Annotated in this window: 1 protein-coding gene; it reads left to right on the forward strand. The window is 73.1% G+C overall.

All coding sequences use genetic code 11. The features are described from left to right. The first annotated feature begins 146 nt into the window (after positions 1–146). The gene (locus EAO70_RS15235; protein ID WP_261992871.1) at positions 147–986 is read left to right on the forward strand and encodes a dihydrodipicolinate synthase family protein; all 840 of its coding nucleotides are present in this window, start codon (positions 147–149) and stop codon (positions 984–986) included. The last annotated feature ends 35 nt before the right edge of the window (positions 987–1,021 follow it).

The following is a 1,021-nucleotide window of genomic DNA, read 5'->3' on the forward strand; positions in this document are numbered from 1 at the left end:
CTCGACATCCCTCCGCCGTCCGGCGGACCGACCGCACCGACACCCCGCTAGTACGCGACGCCCCACCGAGCCGCACTCCACCGGCCGCACCCCACGAAGCCGCACCGCACCCCACCGAGCCGCACCCCACCGAAAGGACCGTCGCCATGAACAGCACGCTCTGGACCGCCGACCGCCCCTGGCGCGGCATCATGGTCGCCACCACCCTCCCCTTCAAGGACGACCTCTCCGTCGACTACGACGCCTACGCCGAGCACGTCGCCTGGCTCCTCGACAACGGCTGCGACGGCGTCGTCCCCAACGGCTCCCTCGGCGAGTACCAGACCCTCACCGCCGAGGAGCGCGCCCGGGTCGTCCGGACCGCCGTCGAGGCCGCGGGCGACGGCGCGCGCGTCATGCCGGGCGTCGCCGCCTACGGCAGCACCGAGTCCCGCCGCTGGGCCGAGGACGCCGCCGCGGCCGGCTGCGGATCCGTCCTGCTCCTGCCGCCCAACGCGTACCGCGCCGACGAGCCCTCGGTGCGCGCCCACTACGCCGAGGTGGCCGGCGTCGGCATCCCGGTCGTCGCCTACAACAACCCCATCGACACCAAGGTCGACCTCCTGCCGAGCCTCCTGGCCGGACTGCACGCCGACGGCAGCATCGTCGCCGTGAAGGAGTTCAGCGGCGACGTCCGCAGGGGCTACGAGATCGCCGAACTCGCCCCGGACCTCGACCTCCTGATCGGCGCCGACGACGTCCTCCTGGAGCTGGCCACGGCCGGGGCGGTCGGCTGGATCGCCGGCTACCCCAACGCGCTCCCCGCGACCTGCGCCGAGCTGTACCGGGCCGCCGTGGCCGGCGACCTGGCCACCGCCCGGCCCCTCTACTCCTCGCTGCACTCCCTGCTCCGCTGGGACTCCAAGGTCGAGTTCGTCCAGTGCATCAAGCTCTCCATGGACATCGCCGGCCGCCGCGGCGGCCGGCGATGTCCATGGAGAGCTTGATGCACTGGACGAACTCGACCTTGGAGTCCCAGCGG

The sequence above is a fragment of the Streptomyces sp. adm13(2018) genome, assembly GCF_008042145.1.
GTDB lineage: Bacteria > Actinomycetota > Actinomycetes > Streptomycetales > Streptomycetaceae > Streptomyces.